The organism is Polynucleobacter sp. 39-46-10 (assembly GCF_002282275.1).
The window spans coordinates 1-1,112 of sequence record NZ_NCJB01000541.1 but is presented as its reverse complement, the minus strand read 5'-3'; the positions used below and the strand labels follow the sequence as shown (position 1 = coordinate 1,112).

Annotated in this window: 1 protein-coding gene and 1 pseudogene; one reads left to right on the top strand and one right to left on the bottom strand. The window is 46.0% G+C overall.

Annotated elements, in window-relative coordinates:
• Window positions 1-334, top strand: a pseudogene (locus B7X71_RS17545) (histone); the annotation flags it as partial.
• A gap of 81 nt (window positions 335-415) precedes the next feature.
• Here the strand turns inward: B7X71_RS17545 and B7X71_RS17540 are convergent.
• The coding region (locus B7X71_RS17540) for a carbohydrate kinase family protein (protein WP_293601687.1) at window positions 416-1,112 on the bottom strand (697 nt) is incomplete at its 5' end.

Genomic DNA, 1,112 nt, shown 5'->3' with positions numbered 1-1,112 from the left:
AGCCTGCTGCTAAAAAAGCTGCTGCTAAAAAGCCTGCTGCTAAAAAAGTAGCTAAGAAGAAGCCTGCTGATAAAAAAGCTGCTGCTAAAAAGCCTGCTGCTAAAAAGCCTGCTGCTAAAAAAGTAGCTAAGAAGAAGCCTGCTGCTAAAAAATCTGCTGCTAAAAAGCCTGCTGCTAAAAAAGTAGCACGTAAAGTAGCAAAAAAAAAGTAAGTAAGCCTGCTGCGAAGAAAGCGGGCAAGGCTGCAAAAAAGCCCGTGGCTAACAAAGCTGCTACTTCAACTGCGTTGAATCCAGCTGCTGCTTGGCCCTTCCCAACTGGCACGCGCCCATAAGCTCTGCTTGTAGGCGGGTGAAGTTCAAAGGGATCTCTCGCGAGATCCCTTTTTTATTAGCTCTTTTGAGAAAAGTTTTATCTAGAGGGTAAATCCGAACGCGGACTTGAATTGAGCAGCGATTTCATCTTTGCTCATTTGGTGATTTTGTGGTCCCTGATGGGTAATTTTGATTGAGCCCATCAAACTGGCTAAGCGGCCAGTGGTTTCCCAATCCATGCCATTTTCCAATCCAAATAGCAATCCACCTCGGAATGCATCACCGCAACCGGTTGGATCAACTACTTTTGTTGCGGGTACTGGTGGAATTGCGATGCACTTACCTTCAAAGTAAATATCTGCACCTTCAGCACCCTTGGTAACGATTAATGCTTTCACCCTTTCGGCTACTTTGGCCAGACTCAAACCGGTCCTTTGAGAAAGCATTTCGCCCTCATAGTCATTTACAGCGAGAAAACTCGCAATATCTACCAGTTCTAATAGTTCTGGACCATTGAACATTGGCAAACCCTGGCCTGGATCGAATACAAATGGGATACCTGCTTCAGCTAACTGATGGCAGTGTTCCCACATTCCTTGACGACCGTCTGGGGCGACAATGCCAAACTTTGCTGCGTCTTTAGCATTCTTTTTGCGCTCTGCCACTACTGCAGAAACTTGGTTTAGATGGGATTCGCCCATTGCGCCGGGATGAAAAGCAGTAATTTGATTATTGGCTTGATCAGTTGTGATCATGGCTTGGGCAGTAAATGCCTGCTCAATCTGCCGAATATGCGTC